General features: G+C 69.5%; 25 protein-coding genes and 1 pseudogene. 9 read left to right on the top strand and 17 right to left on the bottom strand.

Annotated features, from left to right (window positions below):
- Nucleotides 1-89: 89 nt before the first annotated feature.
- A complete protein-coding gene (locus ASF25_RS02270; protein ID WP_056166467.1) occupies nt 90-836 on the bottom strand; it encodes a YebC/PmpR family DNA-binding transcriptional regulator in 747 nt (248 codons plus the stop codon).
- 100 nt (nt 837-936) lie between these two features.
- Here ASF25_RS02270 and ASF25_RS02275 point away from each other — a divergent pair, with 100 nt between their 5' ends.
- The 9 genes from ASF25_RS02275 to ASF25_RS02315 all read left to right on the top strand — a co-directional run bounded on the left by ASF25_RS02275 (nt 937) and on the right by ASF25_RS02315 (nt 7,684).
- A complete protein-coding gene (locus ASF25_RS02275; RefSeq protein WP_056302992.1) occupies nt 937-1,179 on the top strand; it encodes a hypothetical protein in 243 nt (80 codons plus the stop codon).
- 85 nt (nt 1,180-1,264) lie between these two features.
- Entirely contained in the window at nt 1,265-2,137 is an 873-nt protein-coding gene (gene motA / locus ASF25_RS02280) for a flagellar motor stator protein MotA (RefSeq protein WP_056302994.1), read from the top strand.
- 2 nt (nt 2,138-2,139) lie between these two features.
- Nucleotides 2,140-3,093: a FliM/FliN family flagellar motor switch protein gene (locus tag ASF25_RS02285; RefSeq protein WP_056263476.1), complete on the top strand. Its 954-nt coding sequence runs from the start codon at nt 2,140-2,142 to the stop codon at nt 3,091-3,093.
- On the top strand, nt 3,090-3,401 hold the full coding sequence (locus tag ASF25_RS02290) for a hypothetical protein (protein WP_056263474.1): 312 nt from the start codon (nt 3,090-3,092) through the stop codon (nt 3,399-3,401). Before ASF25_RS02285 ends, ASF25_RS02290 begins: the two co-directional genes overlap by 4 nt.
- 79 nt (nt 3,402-3,480) lie before the next feature.
- Complete coding sequence (fliN, locus tag ASF25_RS02295; protein ID WP_056166453.1) at nt 3,481-3,861, top strand: flagellar motor switch protein FliN; 381 nt, start codon at nt 3,481-3,483, stop codon at nt 3,859-3,861.
- Nucleotides 3,854-4,909 carry a flagellar motor switch protein FliG gene (locus tag ASF25_RS02300; protein ID WP_156368828.1) on the top strand — a complete coding sequence of 352 codons (1,056 nt, stop codon included), beginning with the start codon at nt 3,854-3,856 and terminating at the stop codon, nt 4,907-4,909. Before fliN ends, ASF25_RS02300 begins: the two co-directional genes overlap by 8 nt.
- Nucleotides 4,910-4,977: 68 nt before the next feature.
- Nucleotides 4,978-6,036, top strand: a complete 1,059-nt coding sequence (flhB, locus tag ASF25_RS02305) for a flagellar biosynthesis protein FlhB (RefSeq protein WP_056166451.1) — start codon at nt 4,978-4,980, stop codon at nt 6,034-6,036.
- A complete protein-coding gene (locus tag ASF25_RS02310; RefSeq protein WP_244472867.1) occupies nt 6,036-6,509 on the top strand; it encodes a hypothetical protein in 474 nt (157 codons plus the stop codon). Before flhB ends, ASF25_RS02310 begins: the two co-directional genes overlap by 1 nt.
- Nucleotides 6,510-6,997: 488 nt before the next feature.
- Nucleotides 6,998-7,684, top strand: coding sequence for a response regulator transcription factor (locus tag ASF25_RS02315; protein WP_056302996.1), 687 nt, complete (start codon nt 6,998-7,000; stop codon nt 7,682-7,684).
- 24 nt (nt 7,685-7,708) lie between these two features.
- Here the strand turns inward: ASF25_RS02315 and ASF25_RS02320 are convergent, their stop codons facing one another.
- From ASF25_RS02320 to flgB, 16 genes and pseudogenes are all read right to left on the bottom strand, one after another.
- The gene (locus tag ASF25_RS02320) at nt 7,709-8,296 is read right to left on the bottom strand and encodes a lytic transglycosylase domain-containing protein (RefSeq protein WP_082478751.1); all 588 of its coding nucleotides are present in this window, start codon (nt 8,294-8,296) and stop codon (nt 7,709-7,711) included.
- A complete protein-coding gene (locus tag ASF25_RS02325; RefSeq protein ID WP_056302998.1) occupies nt 8,250-9,950 on the bottom strand; it encodes a flagellar hook-length control protein FliK in 1,701 nt (566 codons plus the stop codon). The genes ASF25_RS02320 and ASF25_RS02325 overlap by 47 nt, the downstream gene beginning before the upstream one ends.
- Complete coding sequence (locus tag ASF25_RS02330; RefSeq protein WP_244472868.1) at nt 9,947-11,287, bottom strand: chemotaxis protein MotC; 1,341 nt, start codon at nt 11,285-11,287, stop codon at nt 9,947-9,949. The genes ASF25_RS02325 and ASF25_RS02330 overlap by 4 nt, the downstream gene beginning before the upstream one ends.
- Before the next feature lie 77 nt (nt 11,288-11,364).
- Nucleotides 11,365-12,699, bottom strand: a complete 1,335-nt coding sequence (locus ASF25_RS02335; RefSeq protein ID WP_056303000.1) for a MotB family protein — start codon at nt 12,697-12,699, stop codon at nt 11,365-11,367.
- A gap of 4 nt (nt 12,700-12,703) precedes the next feature.
- The gene (locus ASF25_RS02340) at nt 12,704-13,252 is read right to left on the bottom strand and encodes a hypothetical protein (RefSeq protein WP_156368829.1); all 549 of its coding nucleotides are present in this window, start codon (nt 13,250-13,252) and stop codon (nt 12,704-12,706) included.
- A 125-nt stretch (nt 13,253-13,377) separates the two neighbouring features.
- Nucleotides 13,378-15,072, bottom strand: a complete 1,695-nt coding sequence (fliF, locus tag ASF25_RS02345) for a flagellar basal-body MS-ring/collar protein FliF (RefSeq protein ID WP_056166431.1) — start codon at nt 15,070-15,072, stop codon at nt 13,378-13,380.
- Nucleotides 15,073-15,195: 123 nt separating this feature from the next.
- The gene (gene fliP / locus ASF25_RS02350) at nt 15,196-15,954 is read right to left on the bottom strand and encodes a flagellar type III secretion system pore protein FliP (RefSeq protein ID WP_056166428.1); all 759 of its coding nucleotides are present in this window, start codon (nt 15,952-15,954) and stop codon (nt 15,196-15,198) included.
- Between the two features lie 73 nt (nt 15,955-16,027).
- Complete coding sequence (locus ASF25_RS02355; RefSeq protein ID WP_056303003.1) at nt 16,028-16,513, bottom strand: flagellar basal body-associated FliL family protein; 486 nt, start codon at nt 16,511-16,513, stop codon at nt 16,028-16,030.
- Between the two features lie 27 nt (nt 16,514-16,540).
- A complete protein-coding gene (flgH, locus tag ASF25_RS02360) occupies nt 16,541-17,257 on the bottom strand; it encodes a flagellar basal body L-ring protein FlgH (RefSeq protein ID WP_056166424.1) in 717 nt (238 codons plus the stop codon).
- Nucleotides 17,257-17,643: pseudogene (locus ASF25_RS23955) on the bottom strand (MotE family protein); the annotation flags it as partial. The pseudogene ASF25_RS23955 and the gene flgH, both read right to left, overlap by 1 nt.
- Nucleotides 17,644-18,077: 434 nt before the next feature.
- A complete protein-coding gene (flgI, locus tag ASF25_RS02370; RefSeq protein WP_056303005.1) occupies nt 18,078-19,178 on the bottom strand; it encodes a flagellar basal body P-ring protein FlgI in 1,101 nt (366 codons plus the stop codon).
- Nucleotides 19,178-19,675, bottom strand: coding sequence for a flagellar basal body P-ring formation chaperone FlgA (flgA, locus tag ASF25_RS02375; protein WP_082483590.1), 498 nt, complete (start codon nt 19,673-19,675; stop codon nt 19,178-19,180). The genes flgI and flgA overlap by 1 nt, the downstream gene beginning before the upstream one ends.
- 125 nt (nt 19,676-19,800) lie before the next feature.
- Nucleotides 19,801-20,589 (bottom strand): flagellar basal-body rod protein FlgG, encoded by a 789-nt coding sequence (flgG, locus tag ASF25_RS02380; RefSeq protein ID WP_056166416.1) that lies wholly within the window; start codon nt 20,587-20,589, stop codon nt 19,801-19,803.
- A gap of 72 nt (nt 20,590-20,661) precedes the next feature.
- A complete protein-coding gene (locus ASF25_RS02385) occupies nt 20,662-21,012 on the bottom strand; it encodes a flagellar hook-basal body complex protein FliE (RefSeq protein WP_056303006.1) in 351 nt (116 codons plus the stop codon).
- Nucleotides 21,013-21,022: 10 nt separating this feature from the next.
- On the bottom strand, nt 21,023-21,439 hold the full coding sequence (gene flgC, locus ASF25_RS02390; RefSeq protein ID WP_056166410.1) for a flagellar basal body rod protein FlgC: 417 nt from the start codon (nt 21,437-21,439) through the stop codon (nt 21,023-21,025).
- A complete protein-coding gene (gene flgB, locus ASF25_RS02395; protein WP_082478753.1) occupies nt 21,439-21,840 on the bottom strand; it encodes a flagellar basal body rod protein FlgB in 402 nt (133 codons plus the stop codon). The genes flgC and flgB overlap by 1 nt, the downstream gene beginning before the upstream one ends.
- Nucleotides 21,841-21,877: the final 37 nt, after the last annotated feature.

Genomic DNA, 21,877 nt, shown 5'->3' on the forward strand with positions numbered 1-21,877 from the left:
CTCAAGGGGCAGTCTCACCGCGACGCAATGAAACTGCCAATCCGGAAACTGCCAATCCGGAAACCGCCCCTGCGACGAGACGGGACCGTTCAGCCCGCCAGCTTCTCCATCAGGGCTTCCGACAGGGCGAAGTTCACGAACACGTTCTGGACGTCGTCCTGATCCTCGATCACCTCCACGAGACGCAGGAGCTTCTCGCCGGTCTCGTCGTCGACCTCGATGGTGTTCTGGGCCTTCCAGACCAGCGCCGTGCGGCGGGGCTCGCCGAAGCGCGCCTCGAGGGCCTTGGAGACCTCGCCGTAGGCGTCCTGGGCGCAGGTGACCTCGTGACCGTCTGCATCCGATCGCACGTCGTCGGCGCCGGCCTCGATGGCGGCCTCCAGCATGGTGTCGGCATCCGCCACCCCGGCGTCGAATTCCACCACGCCGACATGATCGAACATGAACGAGACGGCGCCGGTCTCGGCGAGGCTGCCGCCGGACTTGGTGAAGGCCGAGCGCACGTCGGAGGCGGTGCGGTTGCGGTTGTCCGTCTGCGCCTCGACGATGAGGGCGGCGCCGCCGGGGCCGTAGCCCTCGTAGCGGATCTCGTCGTAGTTCTCGGAATCGGCGCTCTGCGCCTTCTTGATGGCGCGCTCGATGTTGTCCTTCGGCACGTTCTCGGCGCGGGCCGCGATGATGGCGGCGCGCAGGCGCGCATTCATGGCGGGGTCCGGCAGGCCGAGCTTAGCTGCCACCGTGATCTCGCGGGCGAGCTTGCCGAAGATCTTGGACCGGACCGCATCGACGCGGCCCTTGCGGTGCATGATGTTCTTGAACTGGGAATGGCCGGCCATGGGGTGATCGACTCTCGCGAAAGGGAGCGGCGCCGGAGGAGGCAGGGCCTCCTCGACGGCGCGCGGCATCGGGAATGGGCGGCGTTTATAGGCCGGCCCCATGCGGCGTGGCAACGCGGCCGCCGCCAAGGCGTTGATCTCCATGAGCAGCCTCGACGAAGCCCACGACCGGCAACGCCCCGACACCGCCTCGCCCGGCGCGCGAGCACGGGCGAAGCCGCGCGGAGGGAAACCCGCGGGCTGGGGCCGGCTCGGGCTCGCCGCACTCCTCGGGCTCGTGGCCGGGACGGTCCTGTTCCCGACGGCGGCCAAGGGTCGGGAACGCGTGCCGCCCGCGCGTTGAGGGGTCCCAGCCCCGCACAAGCCTGCCGCCGTACCTCCGCCGCTCAGGACGTGACACGCGTTCACACCGGCGGAGGCCAGAGACCTTGGGCATTGTCATCGGCCTCGTCATCGGAATCGGCTGCATGCTCGGCGGGTTCGTCGCCATGGGCGGGCACCTCGAAGTGCTCTGGCAGCCCTGGGAGTTCGTGATCATCGGCGGCATGGGGGCCGGCGCCTTCGTCATGGCCAACCCGATGAAGACGGTGGTGGATTCCGGCAAGGCGAGCATGGACGCCCTCACCGGCAAGGTGCCCAAGCGCAAGGACTACCTCGAGCTTCTCGGCCTCCTCCACGCCCTCATGCGCGAGCTGAAGGCCAAGCCCCGCAACGAGGTCGAGCCCCACCTCGACGACCCGGCGAATTCCGAACTGTTCAAGGCCTATCCGGCCATCGCCAAGAACGCCGACCTCGTCCTGTTCATCTGCGACTACGCTCGCCTGATCCTCATCGGCAATGCCCGCGCCCACGAGATCGAGGCCCTGATGGACGAGGAGATCAACGGCTACCGCAAGGACCGGCTCAAGCCCTACGGCGCCGTCACCATGGTGGCGGAGGCGATGCCGGCGCTGGGCATCGTCGCGGCGGTGCTCGGCATCGTGAAGGCGATGGGGGCGCTGGACCAGTCGCCCCAGATCCTCGGCGGCCTCATCGGCGCCGCGCTCGTCGGCACCTTCTTCGGCGTGTTCATGTCCTACGGCGTGCTCGCGCCGTTCGCGACGAAGATCAAGGTGATCCGCGAGAAGCAGGCCCACGTCTACATCATCGTCAAACAGAGCCTGCTCGCGTACATGAGCGGGGCCGTGCCGCAGATCGCCGTCGAGCACGGCCGCAAGGGCATCTCGCTCAGCGACCGCCCCACCATCGACGAGGTCGAGAACGCCACCGTGAACGGCGGTGCCCAGCGCGAGGCTGCCTGACCATGGATACGCCCCAGGTCCCCCCAGCGGAGGACCCCTCCGGCCAGAAACCGCCGAACACCGACATCCGCGCACGCCTCATCGAGGCGGGCGGCCTGTCCCTCGACCGCCTGCCGATGCTCAGCGTGGTGTTCGACCGCCTGACCACGGGCTGCTCGGACAACCTCAAGCACCTCGTCGCCTCGCCGGTGCACTTTTCCCTCGGCGGCATCCAGAGCGGCCGCATCGGCGAATTGCTCGATGCCTACGACAACAACGCCATCGCGGGCCTCTTCCACGCGCCCGACTGGGACAGCCACATCCTCGTCGGCCTCGACCGCGACTTCGTCTTCACCATGGTGGAGGTGCTGCTGGGGTCCGATGGCGGCGAGCCGCCGGTGGAGGACGAGCGCCCGTTCTCCGGCATCGAGACCCGCATCGCCCAGATCGTGCTGGAGCAGGTCGGCAAGGCGCTCGAATCCTCGTTCTCCCTCGTGGCCGCCACACCGTTCCGCCTGGAACGGACCGAGACCCGTATGGAGTTCGCCGTCATCGGCGGGCGCGGCAACAAGGCGGTGGAAGCGAAGTTCCTGCTCCAGGCGCTCAACCGCAGCGGCGAGATGTTCCTCATCATCCCGCAATCGGTGATCAACCCCATGCGCCCGAGCCTGTCCAAGGTGCTCACCGGGGAATCGGTGGCCCGCGATCCCATCTGGAGCCAGCAGATCGCGGCCGAGGTGCAGAAGGCGGAAGTGACGCTCCGCGCCGTGCTGGAGGAGCGCACCCTGACCCTCGGCGAGATCTCCGCACTCAAGGTCGGCCAGGTCATCGGGCTCGACGCCACCCCGACCACGCGGGTGAAGCTCGAGGGCAACGACAGGCCGCTGTTCTGGTGCCATATGGGGCAGGCGCAAGGCTCCTACGTCCTGCGCATCGACGAAGCCATCGCCCCCGAGAAGGAAGGCCTCGTGCCATGACGCCTCTGGTTGACACCATCCTGCTCCTCGCGCTCATCGCGACGAGCGCCTGCGTGGTGCCGATGTATCTCAAGCTCAAGCGCCTCGACCGGACCCAGGCCGAGTACGGCCGTATCCTCACCCAGTCGGGCCACGCCCTGAGCCAGGCGGGCGAAGCCGTGCGCGGCTTCAGCACGGAGGGGCGGGCGATCCTCGAGGCCCTCGACGGCAAGATCGAGGAGGCGCGCACGACCCTCGCCGCCCTCGAGAACGGCCGCCGGGCCCTTGCGAACGACCTCGCCCGGCAGGCGCGGGTCCCGGGCGGTTGACCATCTCGCGCCTTCGACCGACTCTGATCCCCGACGCCTCCGATCCTGACGCACGACGTCACCCCTCCACGAGCGGACGATGAGCAACAGCCCCTTCGACGACGCGGAGACCGCCCCGGCGGGCGCCGCCCCCGTATTTCCCACCGTGACGGCGGCGTCTCCGGCCCCGGCCGCCGAGGCGCGCATCGGCGACAACCGCAACATCGACTCGATCCTGCGCATCCCGGTGCTGATCCAGGTGGTCCTCGGCTCGGCGACCATGCCGGTGGCCGACCTGATGAAGCTCGGGCGCGGCGCCATCGTCTCCCTCGACCACCGGGTCGGCGAGCCCGTCGACGTCACCGTGAACGGCCGCGTGGTCGCGCGTGGCGAGATCGTCGTGGTCGAGGAGGACAATTCCCGTTTCGGCGTCTCCCTGACGGAGATCGTCGGCCCGGCGGATTCCGGACAGAATGGCTGAGCCGATGAGCGTGGGCAGCGTGCCGATTCCGCAAGCGCCGCCGGGCCTTCCGCGCCAGCTCGCCCCCGTGGACGAGGTCGCGGCCCTGCTGCTCGCCATGGGCAAGCCGGCGGCCGGCCGCCTGCTGAAATATTTCGAGGCCGACGAGATCAAGCGCATCACCCGCTCGGCGATGCAGCTCGGCTCCGTCAGCGCCGGTCAGCTCGACACCATCGTGGATGCGTTCTCGGGCGAGTTCTCCAACGGCGGCAGCCTCGTCGGCACCGTGCAGGAGGTGGAGAAGCTCCTCACCGGTCTGATTCCCGCGGCCCAGCTCGCCGAGATCCTCGCCGATGTGCGCGGTGATTCCACCCGGTCCGTCTGGGAGCGGATGTCGGAGGTCTCCGAGACCGTGCTCGCGAGCACCCTCGTCAAGGAGCATCCGCAGACGGCGGCCCTGATCCTGTCCCGGATCAAGCCCGCCACCGCCGCCAAGGTGATGGCCCACCTGCCCCAGCCCCTGCGCAACACGGTGATGCGCCGGATGCTGACGTTCAAGCCCGTGGTCGACGAGATCATGCAAGCGGTCCAGCGCGCGCTGCACGACGACTTCCTCATCAACGGCTCGCGCAATTCGGGGGCCGACACCCACGCCAAGATGGCCGACATCATCAACAAGATGGAGCGCACGCAGATCGACGAGGTGCTGACGAGTCTCGGAGAATCCAGGCCGAAATCCGTGGAGATCCTCAAGGGCCTGCTCTTCACCTTCGACGACATCGTCAAGCTGGCGCCGCGCGCGCGCACCACCCTGTTCGATGCCGTGCCGAACGACCGCCTCGTCATGGCCCTCAAGGGCACGGACGCCGAGTTCCGCACCGTGGTTCTGAGCGCCCTGTCGGCGCGCGTGAAGCGCATGGTCGAGCACGAACTCAACGGCGGCGAGCCGGCCGCGCAGAAGGACGTGCTGGAAGCCCGGCGCTCGATCACGGATCTCGCCATGGAGATGGCCGGGCGCGGCGACATCGAGATCAATGCCGGAGGCGAGGTTGAGCCCCTCGTCCGCTGAGGCGCCGCACCGCATGACGGGTCTGGGCATCGCCGACCGGACCGCGCCCGCGTTGCGCGGCCCCGTGCATGTCTGACGATCAGGAGAGCAAGACCGAGGACGCCACCGAGAAACGGGTGCGCGACGCCGTCGAGAAGGGCGACGTCCCGTTCTCCCGCGAAGCGCCCGTGTTCGCCTCGATCCTCGGGATGCTCATCGCCTTGAGCCTCGTGGTGCGCGACGGGACCGCCCCCCTGGTGCGCGATCTCATGACGTTCATCGACCACCCTCGCGATTTCGCCCTGGAGAACAGCCAGGACGCCGCGCGCATCCTCGAAGGCACTGCCCTGTCGGCGGCCAAATTCCTGCTCCCGATCCTGGCGATCATCGGCGGGTGCAGCCTCGTCGCCTCCCTGGTGCAGAACGTGCCGAGCGTGGTCGGCGAGCGCATCCGGCCGCAATGGTCCAGGATCTCGCTGGCCAAGGGCTGGGGACGGATCTTCGGAAAGGCCGGTCAGGTCGAGTTCCTGAAATCGCTCTTTAAATTCTTGAGCGTCACCATCGTCGCCCTGCTGCTCCTGCGCTCGGAGGGCAACAAAGCCGTGAATGCCATGTTCTCCGACCCGAGCCAAATCCCCGAACTGATCCTCACCGTGGCGATCCGCCTCGTGTCGGTGGTCAGCATCGCCACCATCGTCATCGTGGCGGCCGACCTCGTGTGGTCGCGCCTGCGCTGGCAGCGCTCGATCCGGATGTCGAAGCAGGATCTCAAGGACGAGCACAAGCAGGCCGAGGGCGATCCCCTGGTCAAGGGGCGCCTGCGCTCCATGGCCCAGGACCGTTCGCGCAAGCGCATGCTCGCCAACGTCAAGAACGCCACCCTGGTGATCGCGAATCCGACCCACTACGCCATTGCGCTCCGCTACAATCGCGACGAGCAGCCGGCCCCCCTGGTTCTCGCCAAAGGCAAGGACCTCCTCGCCCTGCGCATCCGCGAAATCGCCGAGGCGAACGGCGTTCCGGTGGTGGAAGACAAGCCTCTCGCAAGGTCCCTGTACGACAGTGTCGAAATCGATCGGATGATCCCGGCGGAGTTCTATAGCGCCGTGGCCCAGGTCCTGTTCTTCCTGTTCTCGAAAGCCCGCTGATGAGCGTTTTGCCCATGCTGGACCCCCTGCCGGACACCGTGCCCAGCCCCCACCAGGGCGACACCGCGGACGTGCTCGCGGCGGCCGAGCGCGTGTTCGCCACGGCGATCCGGGACTTCATCGCGGAACTGTGCCTCCTCGACGGCGGCATCCTGATCGGATGGGTGCAGGGCGAGCGCCACGGCAACATCGCCGACCTCGTCGCTTCCTCGGCCGAGCCGTTCTTCAAGGAAGCGACCATCGCCTATGCCGACGGAGCCGACGTGCGCTTCGACTGGGGACGCTCCCTCACCGTCGTCCTCGACATGGAGTTCGTCACCGCCCCCGTGACGGTGTTCTTCAAGCTCGTCCTCGACGGCGTCTACGTTGGTGTGGCGATCCAGCGCATTCTGGCGGACGAGGGACCCGGCTTCTGCCTCGACGGCTTCGCGAGCGCCCTGGCCGAGGCTCGGCTCTCCCCGCTGGCGGGCTGATCGCGCTCGGCGACGGGGCACGCGGTCTCCGAGATCGTCGTTTTTTAGGATTCCACCAAGACTTGATCGGAGCCCACGCCCATGGATGCCGGGTGATGGAACTCTGACCTATGGGGATCGGGCATTGACCTGTCCTGGCGCGCCAGACATGGATGATCCGGCAGACGCGAATCGGTGGATGACGCAAAGCTTTGGACGACATCGTACCGAACAACCACAGATCGTACGCAGACCTGGATAAAGCGGCTCGTGCCGGGCAATATTGAAAATACTCTATCTCCATCGAGCCTTTAGAGCGAAGATCGCCGATAACTTCGCAACTACAGAAGCGGAAACTCGGCAAGGATTTATAGGCTCCGCGATCTTTCTTCGATCGCAAGCCATCCAAGGCAGAACGGTCATAAGTCGCTCCGGTCAACGACGTCACCGGAGCACTGGGGGAGAATGGCAGCCCGGCGGGCTGACCATCACGACGTCGGAGGCGATGGATGTATATCTTGGTCGACACCCGGCAATCGGTGAACGCCGGGTACAAGGCCAGTTTCGACCGGGAGGGCATCTCGTCCCTCGGTCTGGCACCGGACGAGTTCGCCAATTGGTTCCAGGCGTCCTCGCGCCTGGACCGTGAAGCGATTCAGGGTTTCCTGCTGGGTGATTTCGAGGACAGGGCCAGGTGTGCCGGCACCATCCGACGGCTCTCGCGCGCGCCGATCATCGCGCTGAGCGACGTGCGGTCCCTCGACCAGACGCTGCTGCTGTTCGAGGCGGGCATCGACGACGTGCTGCCCAAACCCGTCCATGTCCGCGAGATCCTGGCCCGGTCGGAGGCGATCTGGCGCCGGGTCAACGGCGGCGCTCCCCTTCCGCCTCGCGACGTGCCCGCCCCCATGGAACGCCTCAAGGTGTTCTTCGACGGCCGCGATCCGGAGGTGGACGGCGAAGTCCTGGCCCTGCCGCGTCGCGAGCGGCACATCCTCGAATGCCTCGTGCGTAATCGGGGCAAGCGGATGACGAAGACGCAGATCTACAACGTGGTCTACGGCGTCTACAGCAACGGCGTCGAGGAGAGCGTCATCGAGGGGCACGTGAGCAAGCTGCGCAAGAAGCTCTCCGCCCGGCTCGGCTTCGACCCCATCGAGGCCAAGCGCTTCATGGGCTACACCTTCGTCGGGTAGCCCGCCGACGCCGCCACGCGCCGCTCACTGACAGAAGGTCTTGGCCCCCGGCGTCCAACCGCCGAAGCCCGACGCCACCATGTTGGCGATCACCCGGCAGACATAGGTCTTCTGGGCGGGATTGTTGTTGGGCCCGGCATGGTAGCGGGCCACCGCCAGGGTCCAGCTGCCTTCGCGCGCCTTCAGCTCCTTCAGGAAGCGCGTGGCGTATTCGACGTTCTGCGCCGGGTCGATCATCCCCTCCAGGGACGTGAACTTCGCCCGGTGGTAATGGTGGTTGATCTGCATGCAGCCGAGATCGACGAGTTTCACGCCGTTGCGTTGAGCCTCGCCGAGGCGCGCCACCACATCGGCCGCGTTGGTGCCGAAGTACGCCTTGCCGGCGATGTTCATGGCATAGGGCTGGAGCGAGCCGCGGTTGCCGCTCTCCGTCAGGCCCACGGCATAGAGCACGCCGAGGGGCACGCCGTGCTTCGCCGCCGCGCCCGCCATCTCACGCTCGCAGATCGTGCTCGCCACCGGGGGAACACCCGCCTGGGCGGTCCCGACCGCAGCCGAGATCCCCCTAAAGGTACAGGCCGCTGCGGTCAGGGCCGGAAGAAATCGTCTCATGGGTCCGCTCATGGGTCAGGTCTGCTCGCTCATCCGCATGCGTGTCGCCCCCGCGCCGGGGGGCCTGGTCGGGGTTGGCGCCCCCCTGCGCCTGGCCGCCCTGGCCACCCGGCTGGAACGACGTCCCCGCACCGGGACGACCGCCCTCGCCCTGGGACGGAGCGCCGGCACCGTTCGACGCGATGGTGATGGTGTCCGGCTGGTAGCCGGAGTTGCGCAGCAGGTCGGTGAGGAGGGCGCCGTCCTGGCGCAGGAGGGCGGCCGTCTCCTCGCGGCTGGCATGGAGACTCATCTCGAGCTGGCCGTCGCGCAGGCGCATCCGCACGAGGACGGTGCCGAGATCCATCGGCCGGAGCTGGATGGTGAGGAGCCGCAGGGGTCCCTCGGTGCCGGGCGTCGCGGCGGCGGTTGTGGCCGTGGCCGCCGGACGGGCCAGTTCGGCGGCCACGGCCTCGGCGACCTGACGGACCGGCTCGCCGAGGGCGGCGGACGGCAGGGTGCCCGCCGGCGCCGTGGCGACGGGCGCGATGGTCTCGCGCGGACCGGCCTCGGCGGTGAGAACGTCTCCCGCCGTCGATTGGGCGGCCTCGACGGGAAGCGCTTGGCCGGCGAGGCGCTGGACCGTCGGCGAGGCCACCGTCGCGGTCTCCGTCGTGGCCGGTGCGGCCTCGGCCCGGCGCGGCTTGCCGGATGGCTCGGCCGACGGCGCGGGCAGCGATCCGGCCGGTGGCACCGGAGCACCGGCTTGGGGCACCGGGGCAACGGCTTGGGGCACCGTAGGGTCGATGGCGGACGGTGCGGCAGCCGGGGCGCTTGTCGGTGCGGAAACGGCGGCCACACCAGCGCCGACGGCGGCGCCGAGGGGCAATGCCGCCTCGCGCGCGGGCACGGCGTCCGCCACGGCGGCGGCGAGGGTCGGGAGGATCGGCGCGGGGGCGACGGGCGCCGGGATGGCGCCGGCCTGGCCCGCCGACGCGGGGAGCGCGGCGGCCTGCCCGGCGACGAGCCTCGGCCTCACCGGCGCGAAATGCGTCTCCTGCTGGAGGATCGTCACCTGGGGACGGGATTCGGCAACGGTCCGCGACACGGCATCGGCCTCGACCGAAACCGCCCGGGTGGGACCATCCTGCATCGGGGCGGTCTGGACCGGGCCGCTCCGGACCTGCCCACTCCCCCCGGCCGCCAGAGCGATCCCGGCGGCGAGGTCCGCCACGCCCACCGGGACGGCCGCGCCTTGCGCGGACACGGCTTGGTCGGACCCAGCGGTCGCGCGGGGCGCCACGGCGGGGGCGAGGACGGGAGCAGGGACGGCGCCCGGTACCGCCCGCGCGAGGAGCGCCTGGAGGGCCGCCGGGTCCATGGTGGTCGCCGGCGGTTGCGGGACGGTGCCCGTATCGACGGCGACGACGAGGCCGAGGAGGGGGTTGGCCGGTTCAGCCGGAGCCGGGCCCGCGCCGGACGCCGCCTCGTCGCCGGCCCTATCCGCGCGACCGGCCGTCTCCTTGGCGGGACGACCCTCCTGGAGCGCGCCGAGGACGGCACCGAACGCTTCGGCGACGCCGTCCGCCGACGCCTCGACGGCTTCCGCCCCGCTTCGGATTGCGACGGCCTCGGCCGGACGAGGCGCCGGCTTCATCGCAGCGAACGTGTTCATCGGCCGCTCTTCCTCATCAGGTCGTCGATCTGGCCGATCGCCCCCTGGGCACGGGCGATGGCGGGCGTGGTCGGAAGTTCGCGGGCAGCGAGCCGGGACGGCTCCGGCGCAGGCGGGGGCGCGTCCGGGACGCCCGGCACGTCGCGGATCTCCCGCGCGGTGGCGAGCGCCGCATCGAGGAGGTCGCGGTCGGCCGCCGCGAGGACGCTGCGGTCGGTCATCCGCAGGGTCTCGACGCTCTCCTCGAACCGGCCGTCCACCACCACGAGGGCGGCGGCCCGGTAGAGGCGTGCCCGGATCGCCGCGACGGAGCCCGGCTCGGTCAGGGTCACGGTGCGCTCGGCGGCGAAGATCGCGGTGGCGTTCTTACCCTGGTCGAGGGCGGCGCGGGCCACGAGGAGGTAGAGGTCGCGTCGCCCCTCGGGCTCGATCTCGTCGAGCATCGCCTGCAGGCGGGCGAAACGGCCGGTTTCGGCCCCGAAATCGAGGCGGGTCAGGGCGGCGGCGAAACGCTGGCGGAAGTTGCCGGCATAGACCGAGTGACGGAACCGGCGGAGATACTGGATCGCCAGGGCCTCGAATTTCACGAGGTCGTTGCCCTGCGCCAGGACGAAGATCTCGCGGCGGAGCGCCCCCTCCTCCACCAGGGTGCCGGGTGCCAGCAGACGGGCGAGGTCGAGAAGGCGGATCGACTGGGCGGGGTCGTCGCGCACCACCAGGGCCGACTGGGTCAGGGCGAGCTGCGCCCCGAGGCCCACGGGCACGGAGGCGGCGTCGATCTTCGTCAGGAGCGTGCGGGCTTCCTTCTCGCGCCCTTCTAGGAAGGCGAGGGAGCCGAGCACCAGGGGCGTGCTGTCCGCAGGAACCTTGGACGAGGCGAGGATGTGGCGCAGGAGCGCCGGGCCGCCGCCACCAAGGGCGAAGGTGACGGCCGCGCGGATGTTGACCGGATCGGCCCAGGCCTCCGGTTCGAGGGCGCGCATCCGCTCCTCGGCATGGGCCAGGAGGGCGCGCTGGCCCGTATGCGCCGGCCCCGACCCTTGGGCGATCCGATCCTGCAGCAATTGCAGGGTCCGCACCATCTCGACGGGCACGGTGTAGGGCTTGACCGGCAGGGGATCGATGGGGGCGGCCGGCGCCGCGCCGTGTCCGCCACCGCCGTGGGAATCGGCGGCGTACGCAAGGGGCTGCGCGAACAGGCCCATGGCCAAGGCAACGATGGCGAGGCGCGACCGCAGCTTCACGTTCGCCCACCAGGTCGATCCGGGCGCGGGTCCCCACACCTTCCAGGAGAGGGACAGGGTGAGGTGTGCGACCTTTCCGGAGAAGCCACGCACCTCACCCCAACCCTCTCCTTCCAGGAGAGGGAGCCCGTCGCGACTATGAGAGCCCCGGCGATCCTTCGGCACCGATGTCACTCGGGTCGCCCGCGCAGAAGAATCTCGATGCGGCGGTTCTCGGCCGCCTTCGGGTCGGCGGGGTTGCGCGGCTGGCGGTCGGCGTAGCCCTCGATCCGCTCCAGGCGCGCATCGGCGAGGCCGCCGCGCACGAGCATGTAGGAGGCCATCTGGGCCCGAGCCGAGGACAGGCGCCAGTTGTCGTAGGTCTCGGAGCGGAACGGGCGCCCGTCGGTGTGGCCGCGCACGATCACCTGGCCGGGCCGGTCCTTGAGGATGCGGGCCACCTGTTCGAGGGCGCGCACCACCTTGGCCTGGGGCTCGGCCGAGCCGACGCCGAACATGCTGAAACTCACATCGTCCGTGAGGCTGATGAGGATGCCCTCGCCCGTACGCCGGACCTCGACACGGGGCGCCGGGGCGTTGCCCTGGGTCTGCACCGCCTTGGCGATCTCGGCCTTGAGGGCGGCGACGGCTGCCGTCTCGGCGGCGTCCGCCGCGGCCTTGACCGCGTTCGCCTCCCGGTTTTCCTTCTCCCGGTTCTCCTTGGTGGGCTTCGGCGCGGCGGCCTCGGCGGGCTTCGGCGCGGCGGCCTCGGCGGGCTTCGGGGTCATCGGCAGGGGGGCGGGCAAACGGATCTCGCCGTCCTCGGGCAGGGCCGAGGCGAGCTGGATCGGCGCGGGCTTCGGCGCGCCGGTCGATGCGGTGCCCTTGGCCGGCGCAGTCGCGGCACGCGCGTCGAGGCGGCCCTCCTGCGGCAGGGGGCTGACCGTGGCGGCGGAGCCCGGCTGCTCCGTCCGTGCCTTCGCCACGGGGGCGACCTGCCAGTAGAGCGGATCGAACGGATCGCGCGCGGCCTCGCCGCCCCGGATGCCGGGCTCGCCGGTCTCGGAGGCGACGGTGTCGGCGCTGGAGAATTCGGCTTCGGCCTCCGCCGCGAGCTTGGCCAGGACCGCGTAGGGGTCCTGGAACAGGGCGGCCTCGCGGGCACGGCTGCCCGGGGCCGCATCGGCGCCCTTGCCGTCGCCCTTCCCCTCTGCCTTGCCATCCCCCTTGCCACCCGCCTCCTCGGCCTTGCCGTCCTCGGGGGACGGCTCGCCGGGGGTGTTGGTGGGATCGCGCACGCCCTTGCGATCGAAGGTGACGTCGGCGAGCTTCACGGGATTGAAGTACTGGGCGATGGCGGTCTTCGTCTCCTTGGTGGTGGAGCCGATGAGCCACAGCACCAGGAACAGGGCCATCATGGCCGTCATGAAGTCGGCGAGCGCGATCTTCCAGGCGCCGCCGTGGTGACCCTCGTCGTGGTCGGCGTGGCGCTTGATGATGATGATCTCGTGGTGATCGTCAGCCATCGCGCTAGGCTCCTTCGACGGCGGCGGTGAGCAGTCCGGCCCAGGCGCCGAGCTGCGTTTCGATCAAAGTCTGGTCCGACTGGATCGTGACCTCGACGGTCTCGGAGGGGCTGAAGGCCACGGTCGATTCCACCGCGCCGAGCTTGCCCGCGAGGGCGTCGAGGAGGTCGGCCGGCCCACCGATCCGCACGGGGGCGTGGCGCGGATCGCCGAGCAGCTGGGCGAGGGTCAGGGCGAGTTCGTCCACGGCCTGGCGCCGGAGGCCGGCCGTCAGCACCGGCACCAGCAGATTTCCGACGCGGTCGGTGAGCTGGCCCCCGAGGGCATGGATCGCGGCGGAGAATCCGGCAGCGAGGCGATCGCTCTCGGCCGCACACCAATCCGCGCGGGCCGCCGCGAGGCGGGCGTCGAAATCGGCCTGCGCGAAGGCCAGGGCGGCGGCGGACTCGGCCTGCGCCTGGGTGCGCCCCTCGGCCCGGCCACGGGCTTCGGCGTCCTTGAGAAGCGCGGCCCGGTCCTCCGGCGGGGGAGCGGGGACGGCCGGCGAGGGCACACGCAGAAGAACGGCAAGACCTTCGGACGCGTCGGAATTCGCCGACGCAGGGAATGCGGCCGGAGGGCGGGACGCGGTCGCGGGGACGGAGAAGTCGGGGAGCAGGCGGGCGATCGCGGGGGCCATCACGCGGCCTCACGCAGGAGCCAGCGCTTCAGGATCTCGGCGGCCTGGGCTTCGTCGGTCTCGATCATCTGCTCCAGTCGCTTCTGCGGCGAGCGGGCGAGCTTGTCGGCGAGGTCCTCGATCATGCCGGCGACACCACCGGCGGGCGCGGCGAGGCTCGGCACATCGCCGGCGCCGACGGCGCTGTTCCCGAGGGCCAGCCCCGGCGCGGTTCCGTCGGCAAGGGCCGCGTTGCCGTTGGCGGCGGCCGTCGCGGCGGCCAACGCCAGAACCTCTTCCTGCTGGGCGGCGGGGATTTCGAGGATGGCGCGCATGGCCGGGCGCAGGCCGAACCAGATCAGCAGGCCGGCCACCAGCAGGATGGTGCCGGCGTTGATGAGGGTGGCCGACTGGCGCATCAGCACGTCCATGATCCCCAGCGGCGGCACGGCCTCCAGGGGCTGGCCGTCGTTGACGAAGCCGACGGCCGCGACCTTGACGTTGTCGCCGCGCTCCTTGTTGAAGCCGGCGGCCGAGCCGACGAGCTGCTCGATCTCGGCGACCTGGGCGTCGATCTGGGCCTTGGTGGCGTCTGGGCCGGCGAGGGAAGCGAGGCGCGCGCGGTTGACGAGGACCGCGACGGAGATCTGGCGGATGGCGTAGCCGTCGCTCACCGTCTGAATCGTCTGCGAGGAAATCTCGTAGTTGGTGAGATCCTCGCGCTTCTGGGTCTCGTTGCTGGAGGAGTCGTTGCCGTCCGAGCGGGTGCGGGCGTCGGGCAGGTTCTGGGCCGCCGAGGTGGTCTTGGCGGCGTTGCGGTTCTGGGCGTTCTCGGTCTCGCGCACGGCCCGGGTCGAGCGCTCGACGCGCTGGTCCGGGTTGAAGATCGTCTCGTTCTTGACGGTCTTGTCGGTGTTGAGGCGGGCGGCGACGCTCACCTCGAAATTGCCGACGCCGAGGTAGGGGGTCAGGGTCCGGCGGATGTTGTCCTGAACCTCGTGCCCGATGGTCTTCTCGAGGGTCGCCATCTTGCCGGTCGGCTGGGCGTTGGTGTCGTCGCCCGACAGGAGCAGCGAGCCGCCGGAGCCGATCACGGTGACGCGGTCGGGCTTCATGCCGGGCACCGCCGAGGCGACGAGGTGGCGGATGGACTGGGCGCCGCTGACGTCGTCGGCGGGCTCGGTCCGGACGACGACGGAGGCCGAGGGCGGCTGCTGGTCGCGGCGGAACGAACCGCGGTCGGGCAGGACGATGTGGACGCGGGCGGCTTTCACGCCCTTCATGCCCTGGATGGTGCGGGCGATCTCGCCCTCCAGGGCGCGGACGCGGGTGACCTCCTGCATGAACGAGGTCATGCCGAGGGAGCCGAGATCGTTGAACAGCTCGTAACCGGACTTCGCGCTCTGCGGCAGGCCCTTCTCGGCCAGCAGCATGCGGGCCGTGGCGGTGTTGCCGTAGGAGACGAGGACGGCGGCGCCGTCGGCGCTCACGTCGAACGGGATGTTGGCGTCCTTCAGGACGCTGCCGATGCGCCCGACATCCTCACGGCTGAGGCCGGTGTAGAGCGTCTCCTGGGCCGGGCGGCTGAGGTAGTACGCCCCGAGACCGACAGCGAGGAAGACCACCACGCCGATGAGCGAGAGGGCGGCGATCCGCCGTCCCCCGAGGGCGAGGATGTTGTTCCAGAGGCGTTCGGCGTGTTGGAGACCGGACATTCGGTGGGCTGCTCCGCTTCAGACCCGCGATCTGATGGAGCCCTTTTCACGATGCTGCCTTGCGCGGAGATTGCGCCGCATCATCGAAATGCGATGCCGGACGGGAACCTTTTGGGGGAACGCCTAAAAGAATGATCGCACCAGCCCGCTCACCAGCATGTTCCAGCCGTCGATGAGGATGAAGAACAGCACCTTGAACGGCAGGGAAATCACCGTCGGCGGCAGCATCATCATGCCCATGGACATCACCACCGTGGACACGATCATGTCGATGACGAGGAACGGCAGGGCGATGAGGAAGCCGATCTCGAAGCCGCGCCGCAACTCGGAGATCATGAAGGCCGGGATCAGGATGCGCAGGTCGACGGTCTCGCCGCCCTCGGCCTTCGGGATGGTGCGGCTGGCGAGATCCGTAAAGGTCTGGAGGTCCTTGGGGCGGACATGCGCCACCATGAACTCGCGGAACGGCTCGACGATCTTCGGAATCGCCTCGAGTTCGGTGATCTTGTTCTCGGTCAGCGGCCGCAGCCCCTCGTTCCAGGCCCGGTCGAAGGTCGGCGACATGACGTAGAACGTCATGAACAGGGACAGCGACACGAGGAAGATGTTGGCCGGGGTGCTTTGCAGGCCGAGACCCGAGCGCAGGAACGAGAACGCGATGGCGAACCGGGTGAAGCTCGTCACCATCACGAGGAGGCCCGGCGCCAGAGACAGCACCGTGAGGAGCGCCACGAGCTGCAGGATGCGCCCGCTCGCGGCGCCGTTGCCGGCCGGCAGCAGGGCATCGAGGGCCGGCAGGCCGGTGGCCGACTGCGCGCCGGCCACGCCCGTGAAGGCGAGGGTCGCTGCGGCCGCGAAGGCCAGGGTGGTGATGCGTCTCATGGGGTTTTCCGTTGGTCGCGCCCGCGTCGATCCTGGCGGCTCTCCTCCTCGCAAGGGGGAGGGAAGGTGCCCGCTATTGCACCACCAGCATCTCGACGATCAGTTCACGCACTTGACCCTTGGTGCGCAGGGCGACGCGCTCGTTGAGGTCCTCGCGCAGGTGCTGGAGGCCGCTGGCTCCCTCGATCTGGCGCATGGAGACCGTGCGCAGATACGCGACGATGTCGGCGCGGATCTCGGCCAGGGCGATATCGGGATTGGGGACGGCGCCGGTCTTGAACACCACGGAGGATTCGAGGCGCACCCAGGCATCACCCGAATCGGCGAGGTTGGTCACCACGGAGCCGACGGGGCGCAGGGCCAGATCACCGGTGTATTTCAGCACCTTCACCGCCTTGCTCTCGGCCTCCTTCGTCTTGCTGTCGACGGCCTTCTCGACCTTGGAGAGGAGATACATCCCCAAGCCTCCGCCGGTGCCGATGGCGACGAGGCTCACCAGCGCCAGGGCGGCGATCCAGCCCTTGCCGCCGCCCTTCTTCATGTCGTCCTTGGCCGCCATCGCGTGCGTCTCCGCTTCAGGGGGGCGTCAGAACGGGGCCAGGGTTTCGAAGACCTGCTGGCCGACGCTCGGGCCCTGCACGTCGGTGATGCGCCCCCGCCCACCGTAGGAGATGCGCGCCTCGGCGATCTTGTCGTAGTCGATGGTGTTCTTGCGTGAGATGTCGCGCGGGCGGACGATGCCGGCGACGTTGAGCACGCGCACCTCGTTGTTGACCCGGACCTCCTGCGAACCCGAGATCACCATGTTGCCGTTGGGCATCTGCTCGGTGACGATGGCGGCGACCGACAGGCGCAGCACCTCGGACCGGTCGATGTTGCCCGCCCCCTTGGTCTCGGTGCCGGAGCGGATGCCCGCATCGGCCGTCGCCTTGTCGCTGAGCGCCGAGACGCCGTAGCCGAAATCGAAACCGAGGCTCGACTTCTGGCTGCGCGAGCGGTCGCTCGAATTGCCGAACTGGGCCTTGTCGTCGATGAGGATCGACACCGTGATCACGTCGCCGATGTTGCGCGCACGCGGGTCCTGGAACAGGTCGACGCTCGAAGGCGACCAAGTCGAGTGGTAGGTCCGGCGCGAGAGCGAACCGAAGGTGGTGGGCAGGGCCTCGCGCGGCGGGGACAGGCCCGTGCCGATCGGAGTGAGGAGGGGCGGCTGGCCGAGTTGGGCCATGGGCGTGTTGCAGGCCCCGAGCCCAGGCGCGAGGAGTGCCAGGACGAAGCCGGCGCGCAGACGGGTGGCAGGCATCAGGATTTCTCGCTTTCACGGGCTTTCTTGCCCGCATCGGTCATCATCCGGGCGAGCTGGGCGGCGCGGGCCGCCTCCATCTCGCTCAGGATCGCGCTCGCGGTGCGGGCGTTGAGCTTCGTCAGGATCGCGGCCGCGCCCTCGTCGGGCATGTTCGCGAGCTGGAGGGCGGCGGCGTCGGGGCGCATCTTCTGGTAGATCGCCACCACGCCGGTATCGGCCTTGGCGAGGAACTCGTTACGGCGCGCGAGCCAGGATTCGTACTCGGCGCGTTTCTCCTCGAGGCGCCGGATGCGCTCGTCGACCTGCTTTTCCAGGATCGCGAGCTGCTCCTTCTGCCAGGCGAAGCGGGCATCGGCCGCCGCGTCCGCGATGCTGGCGCAGTAGGGCGACGGCTTGGCGGGGGTGGCATTGGCGGACGCGGATCTGGCCGGCTCCGGCGCGGCCGGGGCTTCGGGCAACCGGACCTCGGCCACCTGAGCGACCTCGGGAAGCCGCACGGCGTCGGGCGCCACCTCGGCCGGCTTCGACTCGACCAGCTTGGTGTCGATCGGTTTGATGTCGGCGAGTTTGGACTTGCCCGGAGTCGACTTCGGAAACGGGCCGGGATTGAGGCCGGACACCGCAGGCTTGCCACCTTCAGGCTTGCTGCCCTGGGCGCGCACGGGACCGAGAGCGAGGGAGGCCACGGCAAGCAGCCCCAGGCAAACCAGCATCCGCACGGCCATCGGGGCAAGCCCCCGGGACGGAACCGTCCGCGCGTGGCCCGGGACGACCATCCGGGCCGCCTCGCCGGCGATTCGCAGAGCCTTCGTCGAACTCATTGAACCACGAGCTCCGCCTGCAGGGCCCCGGAGGTCTTCACCGCCTGGAGGATCGAGATGATGTCGCTGGGCTTCAGGCCGACGTTGTTGAGGCCCCGCACCAGGGTCTGGAGATCGGACCCGCCGATGATCGCCATGCGGCCGGACTGCTCGTTGACGGCGACCTCCGTGCGCGGAACCACGGCCGTGACGCCGTTGGAGAACGGGGCCGGCTGGGCCACCTCGGGGGTTTCCGTCACCCGTACGGTCAGGTTGCCGTGCGTCACGGCCACGGTGGAGATCTGCACGTTGCGTCCGATCACCACCGTGCCGGTGCGCTGATCCACCACGACGCGGGCCGGCGCATCGGGCTGGACGGTGACATCGCCGATCTCGGCGATGAACCGGGTCTGCGTCACCTGCGGCGGCCGGATGAGCGCGATGGCGCGCTGGTCGCGGGCGGTGGCCACCCGGCGGCGGAAACGCTGCAGGGCGTAGGCGTTGATGGCGTCGGCCACCATCGTGGCGGTCTTGAAGTCGGGGTTCTTCAGTTCAAACACGAGTTCGGGCAGGTCGCGGAAGGTACCCGGCACCTCGCGCTCGATCATCGCACCGTTGGGAATGCGCCCGGCGGTGGGCACGCCCTGCGTGATGGTCTCTGCCGCGCCGCCCACGGCGAAGCCCGACACGGCGAGCGGTCCCTGGGCGGCGGCGTAGGTCAGGCTGTCGCCGCCCATGAGGGGCGTCATCAGCAGGGTGCCGCCCTTGAGGGAGGTGGCGTCGCCGAGGGAGGTCACGGTGACGTCGATGCGCGAGCCGGTGCCGGTGTAGGGCGGCAGGTCGGCCGTCACCATCACGGCGGCGACGTTGCGGGTGCGCAGGCGCGCATCGCGGACGTTGATGCCCATGCGGTCGAGCATGGATTGCAGGGATTGCTCGGTGAACTGGGCGTTGCGCAGGGTGTCGCCCGTGCCCTGCAGGCCGGTGACGAGGCCGTAGCCCACGAGCTGGTTGTCGCGCACGCCCTTGAGGTTGGCGATGTCCTTGATGCGCGTGCCCATAGCCTCGGCGGGCAGCGCGGCCAGGACAAGCGCCAGGGCGAGGAACCAGAGGCGCATCACTGGCCGGAGCCGGTGCGGATGCGTCCGTCGGCCATCACCGTGCCGAGGACGATGCGTCCCGTATCGGCGTTGCGCACCCGGATGGTCTCGCCGAGTCCCCCGTTCTGGAGGGGCGAACCGACGGCGGTGATGAGCAGGCCCTGCTCCTCGAACACGATCTGCGTCGCCACGTTGCGGCTCACGAGGCGGGGATCCTCGACGGCGTTGACGGGCACGGGCTCGCCCGGCAGCAGCATCCGCCGCGCCGTACGACCGGCGATGGCCATGGGCGCGTCGATGACGGCGGTACGCGCCTTGAAGCTCTCGGGGTAGGCCTGGAGGCGCAGCATGCCCGGCTTGATCACGTCGCCGGCGTAGATCGTCACGGTGGGCACCGGCAGGAGCAGTTCGGTGGCCCGGGACGAGACGGGGCCGAACGGGACGGCGCAGGCGAGCGCCAGGGCCAGGCCCGTGAGGCCACCCGCGAATCCGCCGCCGAAAGTCGTATGGCCCATGGTGGTCGTGCCTCGCTGTGAAGGGCCGGGCGGCGGGCGCGCGGGGCGCGGGCGGTCCGCCGTCGCCGGCCGGGTTCGATGGCGTCGGAATCGGGGTGGGTTCGGGATGGGCGGCGTCCGCTGACTCAGCGGATGCCCTTCGAGACCGTGCCGGCCATTTCGTCGGCGGCTTGGATCACCTTGGAATTCATCTCGAACGCGCGCTGGGCGGTGATCATGTTGGTGATCTCCTTCACCGGATCGACGTTGGAGCTCTCGAGGTATCCCTGCTGGATCTTGCCGAAGCTCAGGTCGCCCGCGACCCCCACCACGGCGGCACCCGAAGCGGCGGTCTCGCGATAGAGGCCGTTTCCGAGGGGTTCGAGACCGGATTCGTTGGCGAAGTTGGCGAGCGAGAGCTGGCCGATGTTCTGGGCCTGGACCTGGCCGTCGATCTTGGCGAAGACCTGACCGGACCCGTTGATCACCACGTCGACGGCGTTGGCCGGGATCGTGATGGCGGGCTCGACGGTGTAGCCCTCGAGGGTCACGAGCTGCCCGGTGTTGTTGCGGTTGAACGAGCCCGCCCGGGTGTAGTTGATCTCGCCGTTGGGGTTGGTGATCTGGAAGTAGCCGCGCCCGTTGATGGCCATGTCGAGCTGATTGGCGGTGTTGGCGAGCGGCCCCTGCCGGTGCAGGTTGCGGATGGCGGCCGTGCGCACGCCGAGGCCGAGCATCGCGCCCTCGGGCACCGGCTCCTGGCCGGCCTGGTTCGGGACGCCCTGCTGGCGCTCGGCCTGATAGAGCAGATCGGTGAACTCGGCCCGCGCGCCCTTGAACCCGGTGGTGTTCAGGTTGGCGATGTTGTTCGCGATGACCTCGAGGTTCATCTGCTGGGCGTTCATACCCGTCGCGGCGATGGCGAGTGCTCTCATGGTTTTGGGAGTCCTTCGAGCCTCAGCCCGAACAAGGGGAACCGGTTCTTGTCGTGAAGCGCTGCGCCGACCTCAGATCGCCATGCGGCTGAGTTCGAGATAGGCGGCGACGACCTTGTCGCGTACGGCGATGGCGGTCTGCAGGCTCTGCTCGGCGGACATCACCGCCTCCACGACCTGCTGCGTCGAGGCCTTGCCCTGGATCCCCGAGATGGCCGTGGCCTCGCCGGTGCGCAGCGAGGTGCGGACCCCGGCGGCGAGCTGGGCCATGACGTCGCCGAAATCGGCCCCCGGCAGGGCGCCGCCCGTGGACGCCGCCGGCATGGTGGCGAAGCTCGCCGGCCGCAACGGAGCGGCGGCGGCGGGACCGGAAAGGCCGGCGGCCCTGTCGAAGGCCGAAAGCGAGGCGAGGGCTTCGATCATCGGCGCAAACTCACGTTCTCAGGAGGTCGATGATGCTGGAGACCATGGCGCGAGCCTGCTTGATCACCTGCACGTTGGCTTCGTAGGAGCGGTTGGCCTCGCGGATGTCGGCCATCTCGATCAGGGCATTGACGTTGGGCAGCTTGACGTTGCCCTCGGCATCCGCCGCCGGGCTCCCCGGATCGCGCTCGATGCGGAACGGGCTGGTGTCGGTACCGATGCTGCGCAGCTTGACGCTGGACCCGCCGGCGGCGCGGTCCATGGCGGCGGAGAAGCTGACGGTCTTGCGCGAATAGGGGTCGGCGCCGGGGGAATCGCCCACCGACTGGGCGTTGGCGACGTTCTCGGCGGCGATGCGAAGGCGCAAGGACTGCGCCTCCATGCCGGCACTGGCGAAACGGGTCGAGGCGGCGAGGGGATCGATCATCAGCTGCGCACCGCCGCCTTCAGCATCCGGTCGAATGCCTTGACGATCCCCATGTTGAGCCCGTGGTCGCGGCTGACCTCGCCGGCCTTGAGCATCTCCTGCTCGAGGCTCACGGAACTGCCGGTGCTCAGTGCATCCCAGGCGTCCGCCGCCGTGACGGGCTTCGTGGGGATGCGTCCCTCTTCCGAGGCGACGTGGGTGCTCGCCGTCATCGCGAGACCGGCGGCGCCGGTGCGGGCCATCACGTCGGCGAAGGGCACGACATCGCGGGCCTTGTATTCGGGTGTGTTGGCGTTCGCCACGTTGCTGGCGATGGTCGCTTGCCGCACGCCGAGATACCGGGCCTGCTGCGAGGCGAGGTCGAAAAGATAGACGCCTGTCACCGCGCGCTCCGAATGCATTCGATATCCGCTTCCTAGGGAACCAATCTTGTCCCAG

Source organism: Methylobacterium sp. Leaf100, assembly GCF_001422845.1.
GTDB lineage: Bacteria > Pseudomonadota > Alphaproteobacteria > Rhizobiales > Beijerinckiaceae > Methylobacterium.

Coding starts and splice junctions, on each gene's coding strand:
- ASF25_RS02270 (WP_056166467.1), bottom strand. CDS start 836: ATGGCCGGCCATTCCCAGTTCAAGAACATCATGCACCGCAAGGGCCGC.
- ASF25_RS02275 (WP_056302992.1), top strand. CDS start 937: ATGCGGCGTGGCAACGCGGCCGCCGCCAAGGCGTTGATCTCCATGAGC.
- ASF25_RS02285 (WP_056263476.1), top strand. CDS start 2,140: ATGGATACGCCCCAGGTCCCCCCAGCGGAGGACCCCTCCGGCCAGAAA.
- ASF25_RS02290 (WP_056263474.1), top strand. CDS start 3,090: ATGACGCCTCTGGTTGACACCATCCTGCTCCTCGCGCTCATCGCGACG.
- fliN (WP_056166453.1), top strand. CDS start 3,481: ATGAGCAACAGCCCCTTCGACGACGCGGAGACCGCCCCGGCGGGCGCC.
- ASF25_RS02300 (WP_156368828.1), top strand. CDS start 3,854: ATGGCTGAGCCGATGAGCGTGGGCAGCGTGCCGATTCCGCAAGCGCCG.
- flhB (WP_056166451.1), top strand. CDS start 4,978: ATGTCTGACGATCAGGAGAGCAAGACCGAGGACGCCACCGAGAAACGG.
- ASF25_RS02310 (WP_244472867.1), top strand. CDS start 6,036: ATGAGCGTTTTGCCCATGCTGGACCCCCTGCCGGACACCGTGCCCAGC.
- ASF25_RS02315 (WP_056302996.1), top strand. CDS start 6,998: ATGTATATCTTGGTCGACACCCGGCAATCGGTGAACGCCGGGTACAAG.
- ASF25_RS02320 (WP_082478751.1), bottom strand. CDS start 8,296: ATGAGACGATTTCTTCCGGCCCTGACCGCAGCGGCCTGTACCTTTAGG.
- ASF25_RS02325 (WP_056302998.1), bottom strand. CDS start 9,950: ATGAACACGTTCGCTGCGATGAAGCCGGCGCCTCGTCCGGCCGAGGCC.
- ASF25_RS02335 (WP_056303000.1), bottom strand. CDS start 12,699: ATGGCTGACGATCACCACGAGATCATCATCATCAAGCGCCACGCCGAC.
- fliF (WP_056166431.1), bottom strand. CDS start 15,072: ATGTCCGGTCTCCAACACGCCGAACGCCTCTGGAACAACATCCTCGCC.
- fliP (WP_056166428.1), bottom strand. CDS start 15,954: ATGAGACGCATCACCACCCTGGCCTTCGCGGCCGCAGCGACCCTCGCC.
- ASF25_RS02355 (WP_056303003.1), bottom strand. CDS start 16,513: ATGGCGGCCAAGGACGACATGAAGAAGGGCGGCGGCAAGGGCTGGATC.
- flgH (WP_056166424.1), bottom strand. CDS start 17,257: ATGCCTGCCACCCGTCTGCGCGCCGGCTTCGTCCTGGCACTCCTCGCG.
- flgI (WP_056303005.1), bottom strand. CDS start 19,178: ATGCGCCTCTGGTTCCTCGCCCTGGCGCTTGTCCTGGCCGCGCTGCCC.
- flgA (WP_082483590.1), bottom strand. CDS start 19,675: ATGGGCCATACGACTTTCGGCGGCGGATTCGCGGGTGGCCTCACGGGC.
- flgG (WP_056166416.1), bottom strand. CDS start 20,589: ATGAGAGCACTCGCCATCGCCGCGACGGGTATGAACGCCCAGCAGATG.
- ASF25_RS02385 (WP_056303006.1), bottom strand. CDS start 21,012: ATGATCGAAGCCCTCGCCTCGCTTTCGGCCTTCGACAGGGCCGCCGGC.
- flgC (WP_056166410.1), bottom strand. CDS start 21,439: ATGATCGATCCCCTCGCCGCCTCGACCCGTTTCGCCAGTGCCGGCATG.
- flgB (WP_082478753.1), bottom strand. CDS start 21,840: ATGCATTCGGAGCGCGCGGTGACAGGCGTCTATCTTTTCGACCTCGCC.